Raw genomic sequence first — 17274 nt, 5'->3', positions numbered from 1 at the left:
TACCCATGAGCAGAGAATCGCAGATAGGCATGGGTGAGAATCTCAGTGGGGGACGGATTTCGGACAGTGCATCCGCTGTGCGAGACCGCCTCTCACCGACGTCTGGCGCAGATATCGTGGGGCTCTTCGTCGCCCTTCTCATGGTACTGCTGGTGCTCGATATCGTCCGTCAGCTGGTGACGGGCGAAATCACGTTCACATCGATACTGGAGTATCTATGGTGGGGGCTTCGGGATGCCATGTACATCGCACTCGCTGCAGTCGGGCTCTCGATGACCTACAGCATCCTTCGATTCGCGAACTTTTCACACGGCGATCTGATCACAACCGGCGCGTTCGGTGGCTGGGCCGCCGCGTATCTCGTCGGTGGGTGGGGGATAGCCAGTGTCGGCGAACTGGTGTTGGTTCGTGCAACCTCGGGCGGCGTCTCACCGGGAGAGGTTGGGTTACAGGTATTCGCGTCTCCCGTGGCGATTCTCATCGGGATGGTGGTCGCCGGAGCGGTGACAGTACTCGTCGCCCTCGCGATCGATCAGCTCGTGTACAAGCGCATGCGGGATCAGGGCGGAATTTCGATGCTCATCGCGAGCGTCGGTGTCGCACTCGCCCTTCGATACTCCCTCGCCGTCATCTTCACGAACAGAAAGCGTGGGGTGACCGCGAGCGCACCCGATGTGGGGCCGTTTACGGCACACGAGTTGACGCTCGTCCTCATCGCGTTCGCCCTCATCGTTGGCTTGCACCTGCTGTTACAGCGCACGAAACTTGGAAAGTCCATGCGGGCGATGGCAGATAACAAGGATCTCGCGTTGATCACAGGTATTCCGACCGAACGCGTCATCACGGCGACGTGGATCATCGGTGCGGCGTTCGCCGGAATTTCCGGTTACCTCATCGTCCTCGACCGGGGCTCGGTCTCCATCAACCTCGGCTGGTTCCTGCTGCTGTTGATATTCGCCGCAGTCATCCTCGGCGGCATCGGCTCCATCTACGGTGCCCTCGTCGGTTCGCTCGTCATCGGAATGACTGTCAACGTGTCGTTGATCTGGTTACCGTCTGACCTTGCGAACGTTTCCGCGTTCATCCTCATGATCCTGATACTGGTATTCAAACCGAACGGCCTGCTCGGCGGGGTGGAGACAGCATGAGTACCGATACTGTCGGCTCGGATGGCGAAGACAATGCCCCAGCCCCGATGGTTCGACCGAGCTGGTTCGCCGATATCGGCCGAATCGCCGCGGTCGTCGCCGTGACCTACGCGTTCTTCATCATCCTCGGACTTCTCGCTGGACTGAACGTCAACTACATGATGAGCTTCCTGGAACGGATCACGTTCTACGGGGCCGTCTTCGCGATGGGTGCACTCGCCCTGAACCTTCACTGGGGCTATACGGGTATGTTCAACATCGGCGTGATCGGCTTCATGGGCGTCGGCGTGTACGCGATGTCGTTCGTCACCGCCTCGCCGGACGCGTCGCCGGCCGGTCTCGGCCTTCCCATTCCGGTGGGAATCCTCGTCGGCTTCCTGGCAGCCTGCCTCGCGGGACTGGTAATCGCACTCCCCGCCCTTCGCGTTCGTGCGGACTACTTCGCGATCATTACCCTGGGGTTCTCTGAGATCGTCCGCTTACTCGTGCTATCGGGATCGTTACGGACGTTACCCGGTGGCTACGGGACGGGCGGCGGGAGTGGGATCAGTGCGCCGCGGACTGACAGCGTGGTCCCCTGGCTCCAGTCGAAACCGGTCACCGGAGAGATCGTCGATTCGATCATCTGGGCCGGAATCAACCTCGGCGGCGTTCCGGACTCCGTCATGGAGAATTACATTTACACGGGGATTCTGATCGGGGTCGTTATCCTGATCTTCTTGCTACTGACGCGGATCGCCTACTCTCCGTTCGGGCGGGTGCTGAAAGCGATTCGTGAGGACGAACTGGCCGCGAGATCGCTCGGCAAACGGACGGACCGGGCGAAGGTCGTGGTGTTCGTCCTCGGTTGCGGACTGATGGGCCTCGCCGGCATGCTGTGGCTCGGTCGGCGAACGCTCGTCAACCCGAACAACGTCAGACCGATCTGGACGTTCTACATCTTCGTCGCACTGATCGTCGGTGGCGCAGGCTCGAACACGGGCAGCGTTATCGGGGGCTTCGTCTTCGCAGCCTTCGTCTACGACGGCCCGCGCTACCTGCAGCGAGTCATCGAGTCCTTCTACGAGGTGCAAGCACCGCCGACGATCGCCGATGCGTTCGTGTCGTCGAATCCGATGGCCGTGATCGACTACCTCGTCAATTCGATGGACGAAATCAGGTACATCATCCTCGGTGTGGTCTTGATCGTCCTGATGATCAAGCGACCGCAGGGACTGCTCGGTCACCGCAAGGAAATCGCCGCAGCGGTCGATCTCAGCCGGCACGACACCTCCCGTGGCGGAGCGAATACGACTGATGAATCTGGTACGACTGGATCATCTGGAGGTGAGTCGGATGAGTAGCGCCGATTCCCCCGATGTGGAAGCGCAGCGTGGCGATGCGGAATCGGTGGACGAGGACGCATCGGTCCGTTCGGTCGACGATGCGGTGCTGAACGTATCGAATCTCCACAAGCACTTCGGCGGGATCGTCGCGGTCGACGATACGAGTTTCTCCGTCGAACGGGGGTCGATCACCGGACTGATCGGTCCGAACGGGGCCGGTAAATCGACCACCTTCAACTGTATTACCGGGGTCTACGAACCGGAGGAGGGATCGGTTACGTTCGATGGAACGGACATCACCGGCTGGGAACCCCATCAGGTTGCGAACCAGGGACTCGTTCGGACGTTCCAGATCGCACGCGAACTCCCGGAGATGACCGTCCTCGAAAACATGATGCTCGCCCCGAAGGACCAGCTGGGCGAACATCTCTGGCGGTCGGTGCTTCCCGGTGCACGCGGTGCCGTCGTCGAGCAAGAACGAGAACTCAGAGAGCAAGCCTGGGAGACGCTCGAGTTCTTCGAGATCGATCACCTCGCCGAAGAGTACGCGATGAACCTCTCTGGCGGCCAGCGAAAACTCCTCGATCTGGCACGCGCACTCCAGACGGACCCGGAGATGCTCATGCTCGACGAACCGATGGCCGGCGTCAATCCGACGCTCGAAGAGAAGATCCTGGACCGGATTCACGCCCTTCGGGAGGACGGCTACACCTTCCTCATCGTCGAACACGATATGGACTTGATTATGGAACACTGCGAACACGTGATCGTGATGCATCAGGGAGGTGTCCTCGACGAGGGGACGCCGGAAGCGATTCAGTCGAACGAACAGGTTATCGAGGCGTACCTCGGAGGTGAGGTCTGATGACGCTGCTCGACGTCTCAGACCTCGATTCCGGGTACGGCGACTTGCAGATCATCAACGGCGTCGATATGCGGGTCGGTGACGGGGAGTACGTCACCATCGTCGGCCCGAACGGTGCCGGGAAGTCGACCGTCATGAAAACGGTCTTCGGGCTCACCACGTACATGGGTGGCTCGATCGAGTTCGAAGGGACCGAGATCAGTGGCTATCGCCCGGAAGAGATCATCTCGACCGGTATCGGGTACGTCCCACAGAGCGACAACGTCTTCCCCTCGATGTCGGTGATGGAGAACCTGGAGATGGGCGCGTACATCCTAGACGAGGTGCCACAGGACCGGATCGATCGGATCTTCGACCGGTTCCCAATCCTGGAAGAACGCCGCACGCAAAACGCCGGTGACCTGAGCGGTGGTCAGCAACAGATGCTCGCGATGGGCCGGGCTCTCATGCTCGACCCGGACCTCCTCTTGCTCGACGAACCGAGCGCGGGCCTCGCGCCAGATCTCGTCCAGGACATGTTCGACCGAATCGATCGCATCAACGACGATGGAACGGGCGTTCTACTGGTCGAACAGAACGCGAAAGAGGCGCTGCGTCGGTGTGACCGCGGCTACGTCCTCGTTCAGGGCCAAAACCGCTACGAAGACACCGGAGACGCGCTACTCGCGGACGAACAGGTCCGTCAGGACTTCCTCGGCGGATAACGCACCTCGTCAGATTTTCTGGGGGCAGGCAGACACCGAGACCGACGCAGTGAGACGGTTCTTCTGTAATGCCGGTGTGTGCCGTCACGGATGAGACGATCAATCACTCGTCTGCCTGAGGGCCAGACACACTCCGCGAGCAGCTGGGCAGTGCGTTCGCGATATGTGGTGATACCCGCCTCAAAAGTTGCTGGGACGAGATGCCTGTACTCAGCTGTGGGGTCGTATCGACCGTGGTTCCGTGGCGCTACTCGTGGAGTGGTGCTCTCGGTCTCGTCCGATCGGTCGGACGGACACATCTGCTCAGACGAGCGATCACATCCGCAAAAAGTAGTCGGGTTACGAGGCGATCTCAGGCTTCGTAGGTGACGCTGCGGTCGACGGAGTAGCCGTCCGAACTGTAGCTGCCGATCTGGTAGGTCACGGCGGAGGGGTTCCCGTTATCGAGGAAGTCGACGGGACCGGACGCGCCCTGATAGTTGATGGCGTCGCCGTTCTGAGCCATCTCGACTGCCTCGTCGAGGTTACCGGGGCCGACCTCTTCGCCGTCCGGGTTGGCGACCTCGCGGACGTTCTCTGCGATCGTGGGACCGTCTACCTCGCCACCGTACAGCGTGGCGAGGATGAGGACGGCGCTCGCGTCGTACGCCTGTGCGTTGAAGACGGCCGGTGCGTTGCCGTACTCGGATTCGTAGAGGCTGGTGAAGTCGTCGATCCCATCGCCGTCGGCCCCGGGAGCCGTTCCCAAGACGTTCTCCATCGGGTTCGAGACGTTGTTGGGGAGGTTCTGGTCGATGAGTCCGTCCGGAACGAGAATCGGCATATCGTTGTCGAAATTCTCGTAGAATTCACGGAAGATGACTTGTCCGGCCTCGGGGTAGCCAACGATCATCAACAGATCGGGATCGGTCCCGGCCGAGTTCTCCAGTTGCGACGTGAACGACGTATTGGCCGAGTCGAAGGAGACTTCGGCGAGGACTTCGGCGTCTCGGTCCTCACAGCCGGCGACGAATTCGTCGTTGAGACCCTGTCCGTAGTCGTTGTTCAGGTAGAGCGTGGCGACCGAACTGGCTCCCTGGTCGTTGACGGCGATGTCCGCCATCGCGTCGCCCTGCCAGGCGTCGCTGGGACAGGTCCGAAGCAAGTAGTTCCCGTCCATCGCCGTAATGTCGGGACTGGTACTCGCAGGCGAGATTCCGACCACTTCGTTCGGAAAGAGGATGTCGTTTGCGACGTTGATCGTGACGGCTGAAGACGCCGCCCCGGTGATCGCCGGATAGCCCGAGTCGACGAGCGTCTGGGCCTGACTCACGCCGACCTCCGGTCTCGTCTCGGTGTCACGGCGACCGACGTCGATGGTGAGGTCAGTGTCGGATTCGAGCTGTAATGCGGGCAACTCGGCACCGTCCGCGATCGGGGTCCCGAGGGAGCCCAGCTGGCCGGACTCAGGTTGCAAAATCCCGAGCCGTGGTTCGATATCGCCGCTTCCGGAATCGTCGTCTCCGCTGAGTGCGTTGAGACAACCTGCGATCGAGAGCGTTCCTGCGGCACCGATTCCCCCCAGCACCCGTCGTCGATTCAGCTTTCGTGCCATAGGTTATCGTATAGCGGTCCATTATATAGTACTTATGTATTTGTTTCATTACACAATTTATCTAGTATGGGGCAGTTTGGGCTAATATTTTAGCGGTTCGGGCCGGCACGAACCGTGTCCGGACTCGCTCGGATATGCACCCGACCGGTGACACAGCTGTGAGTCGCTTGTGAGGTAATCGACTCGTACTTCCCCGGTGTAGGCACCCAGTACCATTGGGTCGTCGGGTCGCGTGTCCGTCGAATGTCCCGCAGTCCGACCGACCGGAGTTCGTGGACCAGGCGGGCGGGATTCATCCTCGCGGCCGTGGGAAGCGCCGTCGGACTGGGGAACGTCTGGCGGTTTCCGTTTCAGGCTGGACAGGAAGGGGGTGCCGTCTTCGTTCTCCTGTATCTCTGTTTCGTCCTGTTGATCGGCGTCCCCGCGATGCTGGTCGAGTTCACGGTCGGACGGCGCACCGGGCGAGGCCCGGTCGGTGCACTGGCCGAGTTCGGCGGCGGTGCGTGGCGGTACCTCGGTGGGCTGTTCATCCTCATCGGGTTTCTCATCCTGTCGTACTACAGCGTCGTTGCCGGCTGGGTGCTTCGGTACGTCGTCGGCAGCGTGACTGGCGGATACGCCGGCCAATCGGAGACGTACTTCCTCGACATCGCGACCGGGTTCGATGCGCTGGCCTTTCACGCGATCTTCATGGCGCTGACGGTCGCGATCGTCGCACTCGGGGTCAGGCGGGGTATCGAACTGGCCGTCACCGTGATGGTCCCGGCGGTCGTGTTCGTCGTCCTCGCCCTCGTCGTCTACGCGTGGACGCTCCCGGATGCCGGCGTCGCCTACGAGTACTATCTCTCGCCGGATTTCTCCCTCCTGGCTTCGGACTGGCGGTCGATCGTCCCCGCGGCGGCCGGGCAGGCATTTTTCAGCCTCTCGATCGGGATGGGTGTCATGATTACGTTCGCCTCCTACCTGGACGAGGAACGGAATCTGCTCGTCGACACCGGAATCATCGTCGCGATCGATACGGCCGTCGCCTTCCTGACCGGACTGTTCGTCTTCCCGATCCTGTTCACGGCCGGCGTCGGGCCCGCGGATCCGGGACCCGGCGCCATCTTCGTCGCGCTTGCTGGTGCATTCGCCGACATTCCGGCGGGCTCGGTCGTCGGGGTCGTCTTCTTCGGGATGTTCGCCATCGCGGCGCTCTCGTCGGCGATCAGTATCATGGAGGTCGTCGTCTCGTTCGGCATCGACGAGTTCGGCGCCGTTCGGCGACGAACGGCGGCCGTGACCGGGGTGGCCATGTTTCTCCTCGGCACGCCAGTCGCACTCCTGTCCTCCCAGCGCCAGCCGATTTTCGTAACGCTGTACGACACCCTCGCCGCCCAGATTCTCCTCGTCTCCGGCGGGATCGTCCTGATGATCCTGGTCGCCTGGATCGGGGCCGACCGAGCGATGGCGGAACTCCGTCGTGGCATACACTCTCCTGGGATCCTCCCCCGGGTGTGGATCTGGCTCGTCCGAATTCCCGTCATCGTCGTGTTGCTCGTCACCCTCGCCCTCGCGGTCGGTGACTACTGGTCCTTCCTCACGGGCGACTTCGCCGACTTCCTCGGCTTGTGACCGGTAAGCGTCCGTGTTTCTATCTTGTATTACTCCGACGGTGACATCCTGTCTGGCCACGTTCCGACGATCGGCAGCGGGCGGCGCATCGACGATGGACAGGTCTGAACTGAGACGTGTGGCCAACCGCACGTCGTCGACAGCACCGATACCGACGACGTCACATACCGTTCGCATTGCAGAACGCTTTTTGTGTGGCTGGCCGTTCGACCCGACAATGATTATCGCAGGGAGGGGCCGACGATGACGATGGAGGAGCGAATCGAAGCACTCGAACGCCTGCGCGAGGAGGCGCTCGTCGGCGGCGGCGAGGACCGAATCGAACGCCAGCACGAGAAGGGCAAGATGACTGCCCGCGAACGAATCGAGTACTTCCTCGACGACGAGACGTTCACCGAGTTCGATCAGCTTCGCACGCACGACGAGACGAACTTCGGGATGGACGAGAAACAGATCAAAGGCGACGGCGTCGTGACTGGCTACGGCGAGGTCGACGGCCGGAACGTCTTCGTCTTCGCTCACGACTTCACCGTCTTCGGCGGCTCGCTCGGCGAGGTCTTCGCCGAGAAGGTCTGCAAGGTCATGGACATGGCGATGGAAGTCGGTGCACCCGTCATCGGGCTCAACGACTCTGCGGGCGCGCGGATTCAGGAGGGCGTCAAGAGCCTCGCAGGTTACACCGAAATCTTCCGCCGGAACCAGCAGGCAAGCGGCGTCATCCCCCAGATCTCCGCGACGATGGGGCCCTGCGCCGGCGGTGCGGTGTACTCCCCCGCCATTACGGACTTCATCTTCATGGTGAAGGACACGAGCCACATGTACATCACCGGCCCTGGCGTCACGAAGACCGTCACCGGTGAGGACGTCACGCACGAAGAGCTCGGCGGGGCGATGACCCACGCCGGTGAGACCGGCGTCGCCCAGTTCGCCTGCGAATCCGAGGAGGACGCACTCGACAAGATCCGTCGGCTTCTCTCGTATCTTCCGCAGAACAACGTCGAAGACCCACCGCGGGTCGAGCCCTGGGACGACCCGGAACGACGCGACGATGCACTCGAATCGATCGTCCCCGACAATCCCCAGAAGCCCTACGACATGACGGACGTCATCGAGACGACCGTCGACGAGGGTTCGTTCTTCGAAGTGGCGGAGAACTACGCGAAGAACCTCGTGGTCGGCTTCGGCCGGCTCGACGGCCGATCGGTGGGCCTCGTGGCCAACCAGCCGCGAGTCAACGCCGGGACCCTCACCGTCGACGCCTCGATGAAGGGCTCGCGCTTCGTGCGCTTCTGTGATTCGTTCAACATCCCGATCGTCACTTTCGTCGACGTCCCCGGCTACATGCCGGGTACCGACCAGGAACACCGCGGGATCATCCGCCACGGCGCGAAGTTGCTCTATGCCTTCTCCGAGGCGACCGTCCCGCTTCTGACCGTCATCACGCGCAAGGCCTACGGCGGCGCCTACTGCGTGATGGCCTCGAAGAACCTGGGCGCGGACGTCAACTACGCCTGGCCGACCGCCGAGATCGCCGTTATGGGCCCGAAGGGTGCGGTCAACATCCTCTACCGGGAGGAACTCGCCGAGGCCGACGATCCCGACGCGCTCCGCGAGGAACTCATCGAGGAGTACCGTGAGGAGTTCGCCAACCCCTACACGGCGACCGACAAGGGCTTCCTCGACGACGTCATCCGCCCCACCGAGACCCGGCCGCGACTGATCTCGGACCTCGAGATGCTCCAGTCCAAGCGCGAGGACACGCCCGACAAAAAACACGGGAACATCCCGCTGTGATGGGGATCGAACGATGAGTCAGAACGAATCCCCGGTGTCCGGCGACGGAACGGACGAATCGGCGGACGCGTCGACGGACGACCGTCGCGATGCGGGGGACACGGCGGCCACCATCGACCTACCCGCCGACGGTGACGTCTCACTCTCCATTCCGCCGTCGGCCACGCCGGCCGAGACGGCGGCTATCGCAGCCGTTATCGGCGCCCACCTGCGCGACCAGGAAGCCGCGGCAGCGGCGGCGGGTGCCGAAGACGAGACGTGGGACGGTGAGCGCTGGGCGTTCGCTGGACGGTTGGATGCGCTCGGCGAACGGTCCGCCCGCGTCCCGGCTGGGGCGCCGACCGATCCCTGGTCGGCCGCTGGCCGGACGGATCGATTTTAGTCCCATCTCGGCGACACCTCGTCGTTGGTTCGGTCCGACTCCGTTGCGAAAAAGTAAGGTACGACCCTTCCGACCGTTCGAGCAGGAATGTTCCGGAAGGTTCTAGTCGCGAACCGCGGCGAGATCGCGGTGCGGGTCATGCGGGCCTGCGAGGAATTGGGCGTCGAGACAGTCGCAGTCTACTCCGAGGCGGACAAGAACGGGGGCCACGTCCGCTACGCCGACGAGGCGTACAATGTGGGTCCGGCGCGCGCGGCGGACTCCTATCTCGATCACGAGGCCGTCATCGAGGCCGCGCACAAGGCTGACGCGGACGCGATCCACCCCGGCTACGGCTTCCTCGCGGAGAACGCCGAGTTCGCCGCCAAGGTGCAAGCCGAGGAGGGGATCACCTGGGTGGGGCCGTCCAGCGACGCGATGGAGTCGCTCGGCGAGAAGACCAAGGCGCGGACGATCATGAGCGACGCGGACGTCCCGATCGTCCCGGGGACGACCGATCCCGTCGAGTCGGCCGAGGAAGTCGAGGAATTCGGCGAGGAACACGGCTTCCCCGTCGCGATCAAGGCCGAAGGTGGCGGTGGCGGTCGCGGGATGAAGGTCGTCGAGAGCGCAGACGAGGCCGCAGACCAGTTCGAGAGTGCCAAGCGTGAGGGTGAGGCCTACTTCGACAACGACTCGGTCTACCTCGAGCGCTACCTCGAGAACCCACGACATATCGAGGTCCAGATCGTCGCCGACCACCACGGCAACGTCCGCCACCTCGGTGAACGTGACTGCTCGCTCCAGCGCCGCCACCAGAAGGTCGTCGAAGAGGGGCCGTCGCCGGCGCTCTCCGACGAACTGCGCGAACAGATCGGCGAGGCCGCCCGTCGCGGTGTCGCCGCCGCAGACTACACCAACGCCGGCACCGTCGAGTTCCTCGTCGAGGAAGAGCCCGGCCGCGACGGCCTGCTCGGCCCCGACGCGAACTTTTACTTCCTCGAGGTCAACACGCGGATCCAGGTCGAACACTGTGTCACCGAGGAGATCACGGGTATCGACATCCTCAAGTGGCAACTCCGGATCGCCGCCGGCGAGGAATTGTCCTTTGCGCAGGACGACGTCGAGATCGACGGCCACGCGATCGAGTTCCGGATCAACGCCGAGAACGCGGCGAACGACTTCCAGCCCGCATCCGGTGGGACCCTCACCACTTACGACCCGCCGGGCGGTGTCGGCGTTCGCGTCGACGACGCGATGCGCCAGGGTGACGAGCTCGTCACCGACTACGACTCGATGATCGCGAAACTCATCGTCTGGGGCGCCGACCGCGAGGAGTGTCTCGCCCGTTCCCAGCGCGCGCTCGCGGAGTACGACATCGAGGGCGTGACGACGATCGTCCCCTTCCACCGGCTGATGTGCACCGACGAGCGCTTCGTCGAGGGCACGCACACGACGAAGTACTTAGACGAGGAGGCAGACCGCAGCCGCTTCGAAGACGCCCAGGAGCGCTGGGGGCCGGACGAGCCGTCCGCGTCCGCCGACGACGTCGATGTCGTCGAGCGCGAGTTCACGGTCGAGGTCAACGGCAAGCGTTTCGAGGTCGATCTGGAGGAACGCGGTGCGGCGCCGCTAGCGAACGGTGGTGGAAGCGGCGGGAAGGCACAGCGCCCGCCCCAGCAGACGGGGAGTGACGGCTCGTCCGGCGGGGACGCCGCCGCAGTCGCTGGTGACGGCGAGTCGGTCACCGCCGAGATGCAGGGGACCGTCCTCTCCGTCGAGGTCGGCGAAGGTGACGAGGTCACGGCCGGCGACGTGGTCGTCGTGCTCGAAGCGATGAAGATGGAAAACGACATCGTCGCCTCCATCGGCGGCACCGTAAGCCAGGTGCCGATCGCCGAGGGCGACAGCGTCGACATGGGCGACACGCTGGTCGTCCTGGAGTAAGCGCTCTGGTACGGGCACCCGGATTTGGCTGGAGCCGCTTTTTTTTTTTGTTATTACTACGCTTCTCGGCCCTGTGAACTGTTATTGATTCGGTGTGTGTGTGTGTGTGTGTGTGTGTGTGTTCTCCGAATACGCAACTCCGATTGGGGCTAAGTAGGGCAGTAATTATATTACTTGGTCGGACGTATATCTGACCATGTCTCCGCCGGCAGACAAACGTGGCCCGCCTGAAACGGACTTTTCCACGGAGCTAGCTGAGCGACTCGATGATGCGCCAACCGACGATCGAGTCTATCGAGTGGCACTGGAACTGGTCGAGCCAACGCGCGTCGCGACAGTCGCGGATCGGGCCGATTGTTCGAAAACGGCTGCCCGCCGACATCTGGATCGTCTCGCCGATATAGGCTTACTTACGCGGGTGATGGACGGCCCTGCGGCGTACCGACGAAACGAGTCGTACTTCGAGTGGCGCCGTTTCGACAGACTTGCCTCCCTCTCCGAGGAAGAGTCCAACGAGAGACTGCGTTCTCTGCTCGCAGAACACGCTGATTACCGGGACGAATTCGAGGTCGACGAACCGGCGGACGTGGACCCGCTCGAGTACGACGATTCCGAGACGATCTGGCTCGAACTGGAAGGCTGGAAAGCCGTTCGGACCGAAATCCGTGACCTACGACGTGCGAAAGAGGAGCGTTCGGTCGACGAAGGTATCGCGTGACCGTGACGGGTGGACGAACCAAACGCGATCCGAACCGAGCGCTGCTTCGGGAGGTAGCGGCGACCCTCGGCGACGAACGATGGGTTTCTCAGACGGCCGTCTTTCCGTCGAACCGGCCGGATTCCGTGGTCTGTACCGTTCAGGAGCAGTATTATCCCCGACAGTTCGTCTCGAGAACCTACCTCGAGATTCAGTCGTACACGAACGGCGATTTCCACGTGACGTACGTCGAAGCTCGTCACGAGACGGAGTGGATGGTACGTTGGGATAGGCACGAGAGTGACGACTACGCCCGCGATCACTTTCACGGCCCGCCGGATGCACACCACGAGGATGGTACCGATCGATCGTATCCACCAACACTCTTTGGTGTTCTCTCTCAGGAGATCGTTCCCTGGCTGTATGACCGGATGGGGTCCGTCTGGGACGAGCTCGACCGGTAAAGCTCGATCGGAGCTTCCTCTCCGATTCACTCTGGCGGCCGACCTCAGGTGGCACCCGTGTTAGCCCTTTGAGCGTGCGCGATGTAGCCGGTTGCATGAAAAACGTCGACGACCTCATCGAGGGGGCGGCCGAACTCGCCGAACAGGGACTCTCGCGCGGGGAAATCGCGGACGAACTCAACGTCTCTCGCGAGACGGCCAGCTGGCTGGTCGAGCGAAGCGGGAAGGAGACGGCCGAGACCGACGCGGCGAGCGGGCGGGCGGACGCCGGTCGACCGCAGGACATCCACGTCGACTGGTCGGCCATCGGGCGCGATTCGCGCCGACTGGATGCCATCGCGATCGCCATGGCCGATCTCCTCGCGAAACACGGGGAGGACGTCGACCTGACGGTCGGCATCGAGAAGGCCGGTGGGCCGATCGCGGCGCTCGTTGCTCGCGAACTCGAGACCGATCTGGCGACCTACACGCCGGCGAAACACCAGTGGGAAGAAGGCGACATCGCCGAGCTCCACGGCACGTTCAGCCACAACTTCGCCGGGATCAGGGATCGAGAGTGCTACGTCGTCGACGACACGATCACGAGCGGCACCACGATGACCGAGACGATCGAGGCGATTCGGGAGGAAGGTGGCGAGCCCCTCTCGTGCGTCGTGCTGGCGGACAAACAGGGGGTCGACCAACTCGAAGGGGTGCCGGTCTACTCGCTGTTGCAGGTGATCAGCGTCGGCCGAGACGAAACCGACTGAGACGTTCGCTCTCATTCCACTCTCGCCCACTTCCTCACACTCACGCTCGTACACCCTTTCGATTCTGAAACTCTCGCCGGGGAACCGATCACGGGCACTGAACCAAAGGCTACAACCGTCCGAGTGGTGCGGGTGGTATGGGCATCGAGTATCGCGGGCTCCACGATCCGAACGCCGAGTACACGATGCGCGATCTGGCGGCCGAGTCGATGGGGATCACCGCGAAGCGCGGCGGCGGTCGCGACGTCGCAATCACCGACGTCCAGACGACGATGGTCGACGGCAACTTTCCCTGGACGCTCGTTCGGGTCTACACGGACGCCGGCATCGTCGGGACGGGCGAGGCGTACTGGGGGGCGGGAGCGCCCGAGTTGATCGAACGAATGGCGCCGTTTCTCCGTGGGGAGAACCCGCTCGACGTCGATCGGCTGACCGAGCACTTGCTCCAGCGGATGTCGGGCGAGGGATCGATCGGCGGTGTGACAGTGACCGCGATCTCGGGCATCGAGGTGGCGCTGCACGATCTGGCTGGCAAGATTCTCGAGGTGCCGGCCTACCAGCTGCTCGGCGGCAAGTACCGTGACGAGGTCCGCGTCTACTGTGACTGTCACGTCGAACAGTCGGCCGACGAGGGTGGGGCGACGGACGGCCCACCGACGCAGGCGGCGACGGACGAACAGCCCCAACCCGCCGAGCCGCTGGCACAGGCCGAGGAGGCCGAACGGGTCGTCTCGGAACTGGGATACGACGCGCTGAAGTTCGACCTCGACGTGCCCTCGGGTCACGAAAAGGACCGGGCGAACCGCCATCTACGGGACGTCGAGATCGAGCACAAGCGCTCGATCGTCGAGGCCGTCACCGAGGCGGTCGGCCACCGGGCGGACGTCGCGTTCGACTGTCACTGGTCGTTCACTGCCGGGAGCGCGAAGCGGCTGGCGAGCGCGCTCGAACCCTACGACGTCTGGTGGCTCGAAGATCCCGTCCCCCCGGAGAACCACGACGTCCAGCGCGACGTGACGCGGTCGACGACGACGCCGATCGCCGCCGGGGAGAACGTCTATCGCACGCACGGGCAGCGTCGACTCCTCCAGGAGGGCGGCGTGGATATCGTCGCGCCGGACCTGCCCAAGGTCGGCGGGATGCGCGAGACGGTGAAGATCGCGAATCTGGCCGATCTCCACTACGTGCCCGTCGCGATGCACAACGTCTCCTCGCCGGTCGCGACGATGGCCAGCGCCCAGGTCGGTGCGGCGATTCCGAACACGCTGGCCGTCGAGTTCCACTCCTACGAGCTCGACTGGTGGGGGGACCTGGTCGAGGAGTCCGTCATCAAAGAGGGGTACATCGAAATCCCCGAAAAGCCGGGGCTGGGCGTCACGCTCGATCTGGACGTCGTGTCCGAACACACAGTCGAGGGCGAGGAACTCTTCGACGAGGCCTGATTCGAATGACTGTTGATGTATCTGGGGATCACAGCGGGGACGAACCGCTCGCCACCATCGTCGGCAGCGGCGTCGTCGCCGTGCTCCGCGGGGTCGATCGTGAGTCCGTCGTTCCGGTCGCGAAGGCGCTCGTGGCTGGCGGCGTGCTGGGGATCGAGATTACGGCCGACGACCCCGGTGCGGCCGAGAAGGTCACACGGCTCCGTGCGGAACTGGCCGAGACGGAGGCGGTGATCGGTGCGGGGACAGTTCTCGACGCGGCGACGGCAAGCGCCGTCGTCGACGCCGGGGCCTCGTTCGTCGTCACGCCCCATACCGCGCCCGAGGTCGTGCGGACGTGCAACCGTCGCGACGTGCTCTCGATGTGCGGCGTCATGACGCCGACGGAGGCCGTGACGGCGATGGAGGCCGGTGCGGACGTCCTGAAAGTCTTTCCCGCCAGCAGCGTGGGACTTGGCCACCTCTCCGCGCTCGCCGGCCCGCTCGGCGATGTGAAGTTGATCCCCACCGGCGGCGTTACGTTGCAGAACACGGCTGACTACATCGACGCTGGCGCGTGTGCGATCGGTGTCGGGGGTGATCTGGTAGACGGGAACGCGATCGACTCCGGCGACTTCGATGCGCTGGAACGGCGCGCCGAGAAATTCGTCGCCGAAGTCGCGGACGCTCGCGGGGAGTAGGGATTCTGATTCAGTTCCGATTAGATCCGTTGAAATCCTCTTCTCCAGTCACATCGTAGCGCGAAACTGACGTTCTCTATGCGTGCGTGTCTATCAGTTCGGATACTGATAGAATTTATAACAACTGAACGAGAAGCGGAGTCCAATGGCGGCTACTCCTCCAGAACCACGGAACCACGCATGGCCCGACTGTACGTCAGAGCAAATCCCTGTCCTCCTCCTCGGAACATATCACATGGACAATCCGGGATTGGACGAAGCAAACGTTGAGGCTGATGACGTGCTTTCGGACCAGCGCCAGTCAGAACTGTCTGACCTCACCGAGAGACTAGCGGAGTGGAACCCCACCAGAGTCGCTGTCGAGCGTCCATATGACCGGAGCGATGACGTAAATGCGTTGTATCGAGAGTATCGTTCAGGGGACCGTTCATATTCGGAAGTAGAAAATTTCGACCCTCCACACCCATACCGCGATGGATTGGATACGGAATGCCGAAGCGAAGTCGTCCAAATCGGGTTTCGACTCGCTGAGCTGTTAGGCCTCGATCGCATTCATCCGGTCGATTACCCGATGAGGCTGGCAAACGACGATGCAGCGGAACTCGAACAACAGGGCTTCGAACCCGGCCGAAAGACAACATCCACCGTCCCCGACTCCGAAACCGTCGAGAGAGAACAGACTGAGCGGTTGGCCGAATCGACGCTTGTCGAATACCACCGCTGGATAAATCAGGAAAACCAACTCCGGTTCAATCACGAGGGAATGTTTGAACAGCTTATCCCGTTCGGTACCGGCGATAACTTTGGCGGGCCGAAGATGCTTACAACGTGGTTCGACCGGAATCTACGAATAGTACACAACCTCTGGCGAGCGGTTCAGTCAGACGGTGACCGAATTCTCCTCGTCATCGGGTCTGGCCACATTCGGATCCTTCGGTACCTCCTTGATGAATCGCCAATGTTCTGTCCGAAGAGCGCACTACAATGCTTGTAGAGGTAATATTCCGGGTGCAAGACTACACTCTGTACTGACCGCGGAAGTGCCAGACATATCATGTTCCATGGGTTTTCAACAGGACCTCCCAGTTCCACAACTTCGTCCGCTCTGTGTGGATAACTGGATCGCGACCGGTCGACACCAGTGAGATGACTCATTTTGGAACTGTAACGGCTGGCTCACTTCCGTGCTGACCGACACAGCTACCATTGCTGTCATATGTGGGGTGTGGGGGAACTGGGTGTGATAGACCGGCCACTGGTCTGGTGTGAAGAGGATTGCCGAAAGCACCCACCGCGAGCGACCGGCGGGAGCGAGCGGGTCGACGACCGATGTGGAGTGACGCGAAGCGTCACGGAACGGAGGGAGGAGGCTTTTCATCAAAGCTAAGCGGAAGCTTCGCTTCCGCGAGGTCCAAAAGAGCCGTACGGCTCTTTTGAAGATTTTGCCGAGGGCCGGCGGAGCCGGCCCGCAGCGCAAAAGTTCGGGTCGCAAGCCCTATGCGGCTGAGTGCCCTTAGATAGGGTATGGACTTCCCACCGAATCAGGGACTCGATCAGGACGAGGTCACGGAACAGGTCGAGACGGTGCTCGCGGAGAACGAGGTCGTCCTCTTCATGAAGGGGACGGAACTCATGCCCCAGTGTGGGTACTCCCGGAAGGCACTGGGACTTCTCTCGGAGCACTGCGACGACATCGAGACCGTCGACGTGCTCCAGTCGTTAGACGAGTACCGACAGGCGCTCGAAGCCCACAGCGGCTGGGAGACGATCCCGCAGACGTACGTCGATGGCGAGTTCGTCGGCGGGAGCGACATCCTGGAGGAACTGCACGAACGCGGCGAGCTGGCCGAGACGGTCAACGCGGCGTAGCCCTGCTGGGCACAGTCATCC

At 62.6% G+C, this 17274-nt stretch carries 16 protein-coding genes; 15 read left to right on the top strand and 1 reads right to left on the bottom strand.

Annotation, left to right across the window (positions count from 1 at the left end):
* Window positions 1–29 precede the first annotated feature (29 nt).
* Genes HALRU_RS09040 through HALRU_RS09025 form a run of 4 tightly spaced genes read left to right on the top strand, consistent with a single transcriptional unit; the run spans window position 30 to window position 4042 of the window.
* Window positions 30–1148 carry a branched-chain amino acid ABC transporter permease gene (locus tag HALRU_RS09040; protein ID WP_015301090.1) on the top strand — a complete coding sequence of 373 codons (1119 nt, stop codon included), beginning with the start codon at window positions 30–32 and terminating at the stop codon, window positions 1146–1148.
* On the top strand, window positions 1145–2491 hold the full coding sequence (locus tag HALRU_RS09035; RefSeq protein ID WP_015301089.1) for a branched-chain amino acid ABC transporter permease: 1347 nt from the start codon (window positions 1145–1147) through the stop codon (window positions 2489–2491). Before HALRU_RS09040 ends, HALRU_RS09035 begins: the two co-directional genes overlap by 4 nt.
* Complete coding sequence (locus HALRU_RS09030) at window positions 2484–3338, top strand: ABC transporter ATP-binding protein (RefSeq protein ID WP_015301088.1); 855 nt, start codon at window positions 2484–2486, stop codon at window positions 3336–3338. Before HALRU_RS09035 ends, HALRU_RS09030 begins: the two co-directional genes overlap by 8 nt.
* Entirely contained in the window at window positions 3338–4042 is a 705-nt protein-coding gene (locus tag HALRU_RS09025) for an ABC transporter ATP-binding protein (protein WP_015301087.1), read from the top strand. Before HALRU_RS09030 ends, HALRU_RS09025 begins: the two co-directional genes overlap by 1 nt.
* A gap of 352 nt (window positions 4043–4394) precedes the next feature.
* On the opposite strand, the gene HALRU_RS09020 is transcribed toward HALRU_RS09025, so the two are convergent.
* Window positions 4395–5636 carry an ABC transporter substrate-binding protein gene (locus HALRU_RS09020; RefSeq protein ID WP_015301086.1) on the bottom strand — a complete coding sequence of 414 codons (1242 nt, stop codon included), beginning with the start codon at window positions 5634–5636 and terminating at the stop codon, window positions 4395–4397.
* Window positions 5637–5879: 243 nt separating this feature from the next.
* Here HALRU_RS09020 and HALRU_RS09015 point away from each other — a divergent pair, with 243 nt between their 5' ends.
* From HALRU_RS09015 to HALRU_RS08965, 11 genes are all read left to right on the top strand, one after another.
* The gene (locus HALRU_RS09015) at window positions 5880–7250 is read left to right on the top strand and encodes a sodium-dependent transporter (protein WP_015301085.1); all 1371 of its coding nucleotides are present in this window, start codon (window positions 5880–5882) and stop codon (window positions 7248–7250) included.
* Window positions 7251–7499: 249 nt separating this feature from the next.
* Window positions 7500–9044, top strand: a complete 1545-nt coding sequence (locus HALRU_RS09010; RefSeq protein WP_015301084.1) for an acyl-CoA carboxylase subunit beta — start codon at window positions 7500–7502, stop codon at window positions 9042–9044.
* Window positions 9045–9057: 13 nt separating this feature from the next.
* Entirely contained in the window at window positions 9058–9426 is a 369-nt protein-coding gene (locus HALRU_RS09005) for a hypothetical protein (RefSeq protein WP_015301083.1), read from the top strand.
* Window positions 9427–9513: 87 nt separating this feature from the next.
* Complete coding sequence (locus HALRU_RS09000; RefSeq protein ID WP_015301082.1) at window positions 9514–11352, top strand: acetyl-CoA carboxylase biotin carboxylase subunit; 1839 nt, start codon at window positions 9514–9516, stop codon at window positions 11350–11352.
* A gap of 196 nt (window positions 11353–11548) precedes the next feature.
* Complete coding sequence (locus HALRU_RS08995) at window positions 11549–12070, top strand: DUF7342 family protein (RefSeq protein ID WP_015301081.1); 522 nt, start codon at window positions 11549–11551, stop codon at window positions 12068–12070.
* Window positions 12071–12072: 2 nt separating this feature from the next.
* Window positions 12073–12513: a hypothetical protein gene (locus HALRU_RS08990; RefSeq protein WP_148680486.1), complete on the top strand. Its 441-nt coding sequence runs from the start codon at window positions 12073–12075 to the stop codon at window positions 12511–12513.
* A gap of 95 nt (window positions 12514–12608) precedes the next feature.
* Window positions 12609–13262, top strand: coding sequence for a transcriptional regulator GfcR (gfcR, locus tag HALRU_RS08985; protein ID WP_015301079.1), 654 nt, complete (start codon window positions 12609–12611; stop codon window positions 13260–13262).
* A 137-nt stretch (window positions 13263–13399) separates the two neighbouring features.
* Window positions 13400–14704: a mandelate racemase/muconate lactonizing enzyme family protein gene (locus HALRU_RS08980; RefSeq protein ID WP_015301078.1), complete on the top strand. Its 1305-nt coding sequence runs from the start codon at window positions 13400–13402 to the stop codon at window positions 14702–14704.
* A 5-nt stretch (window positions 14705–14709) separates the two neighbouring features.
* Window positions 14710–15384 carry a bifunctional 4-hydroxy-2-oxoglutarate aldolase/2-dehydro-3-deoxy-phosphogluconate aldolase gene (locus HALRU_RS08975; RefSeq protein WP_015301077.1) on the top strand — a complete coding sequence of 225 codons (675 nt, stop codon included), beginning with the start codon at window positions 14710–14712 and terminating at the stop codon, window positions 15382–15384.
* Window positions 15385–15529: 145 nt separating this feature from the next.
* The gene (locus HALRU_RS08970) at window positions 15530–16378 is read left to right on the top strand and encodes a DUF5694 domain-containing protein (protein WP_015301076.1); all 849 of its coding nucleotides are present in this window, start codon (window positions 15530–15532) and stop codon (window positions 16376–16378) included.
* A 530-nt stretch (window positions 16379–16908) separates the two neighbouring features.
* Window positions 16909–17253 (top strand): glutaredoxin family protein, encoded by a 345-nt coding sequence (locus tag HALRU_RS08965; RefSeq protein WP_015301075.1) that lies wholly within the window; start codon window positions 16909–16911, stop codon window positions 17251–17253.
* The last annotated feature ends 21 nt before the right edge of the window (window positions 17254–17274 follow it).

This window comes from Halovivax ruber XH-70, from assembly GCF_000328525.1.
Taxonomy (GTDB): domain Archaea; phylum Halobacteriota; class Halobacteria; order Halobacteriales; family Natrialbaceae; genus Halovivax; species Halovivax ruber.
The sequence above is the reverse complement of the archived record's forward strand: the minus strand, read 5'-3'. Positions and strand labels throughout refer to the sequence as shown.

Excerpts from the sequence above, each read along its gene's own strand:
- HALRU_RS09025 (WP_015301087.1), top strand. The coding sequence starts at position 3,338 with ATGACGCTGCTCGACGTCTCAGACCTCGATTCCGGGTACGGCGACTTG.
- HALRU_RS09040 (WP_015301090.1), top strand. The coding sequence starts at position 30 with ATGGGTGAGAATCTCAGTGGGGGACGGATTTCGGACAGTGCATCCGCT.
- HALRU_RS09010 (WP_015301084.1), top strand. The coding sequence starts at position 7,500 with ATGGAGGAGCGAATCGAAGCACTCGAACGCCTGCGCGAGGAGGCGCTC.
- HALRU_RS09030 (WP_015301088.1), top strand. The coding sequence starts at position 2,484 with ATGAGTAGCGCCGATTCCCCCGATGTGGAAGCGCAGCGTGGCGATGCG.
- HALRU_RS09005 (WP_015301083.1), top strand. The coding sequence starts at position 9,058 with ATGAGTCAGAACGAATCCCCGGTGTCCGGCGACGGAACGGACGAATCG.
- gfcR (WP_015301079.1), top strand. The coding sequence starts at position 12,609 with ATGAAAAACGTCGACGACCTCATCGAGGGGGCGGCCGAACTCGCCGAA.
- HALRU_RS09035 (WP_015301089.1), top strand. The coding sequence starts at position 1,145 with ATGAGTACCGATACTGTCGGCTCGGATGGCGAAGACAATGCCCCAGCC.
- HALRU_RS08975 (WP_015301077.1), top strand. The coding sequence starts at position 14,710 with ATGACTGTTGATGTATCTGGGGATCACAGCGGGGACGAACCGCTCGCC.
- HALRU_RS09020 (WP_015301086.1), bottom strand. The coding sequence starts at position 5,636 with ATGGCACGAAAGCTGAATCGACGACGGGTGCTGGGGGGAATCGGTGCC.
- HALRU_RS08980 (WP_015301078.1), top strand. The coding sequence starts at position 13,400 with ATGGGCATCGAGTATCGCGGGCTCCACGATCCGAACGCCGAGTACACG.
- HALRU_RS09000 (WP_015301082.1), top strand. The coding sequence starts at position 9,514 with ATGTTCCGGAAGGTTCTAGTCGCGAACCGCGGCGAGATCGCGGTGCGG.
- HALRU_RS08965 (WP_015301075.1), top strand. The coding sequence starts at position 16,909 with ATGGACTTCCCACCGAATCAGGGACTCGATCAGGACGAGGTCACGGAA.
- HALRU_RS08995 (WP_015301081.1), top strand. The coding sequence starts at position 11,549 with ATGTCTCCGCCGGCAGACAAACGTGGCCCGCCTGAAACGGACTTTTCC.
- HALRU_RS08970 (WP_015301076.1), top strand. The coding sequence starts at position 15,530 with ATGGCGGCTACTCCTCCAGAACCACGGAACCACGCATGGCCCGACTGT.
- HALRU_RS09015 (WP_015301085.1), top strand. The coding sequence starts at position 5,880 with ATGTCCCGCAGTCCGACCGACCGGAGTTCGTGGACCAGGCGGGCGGGA.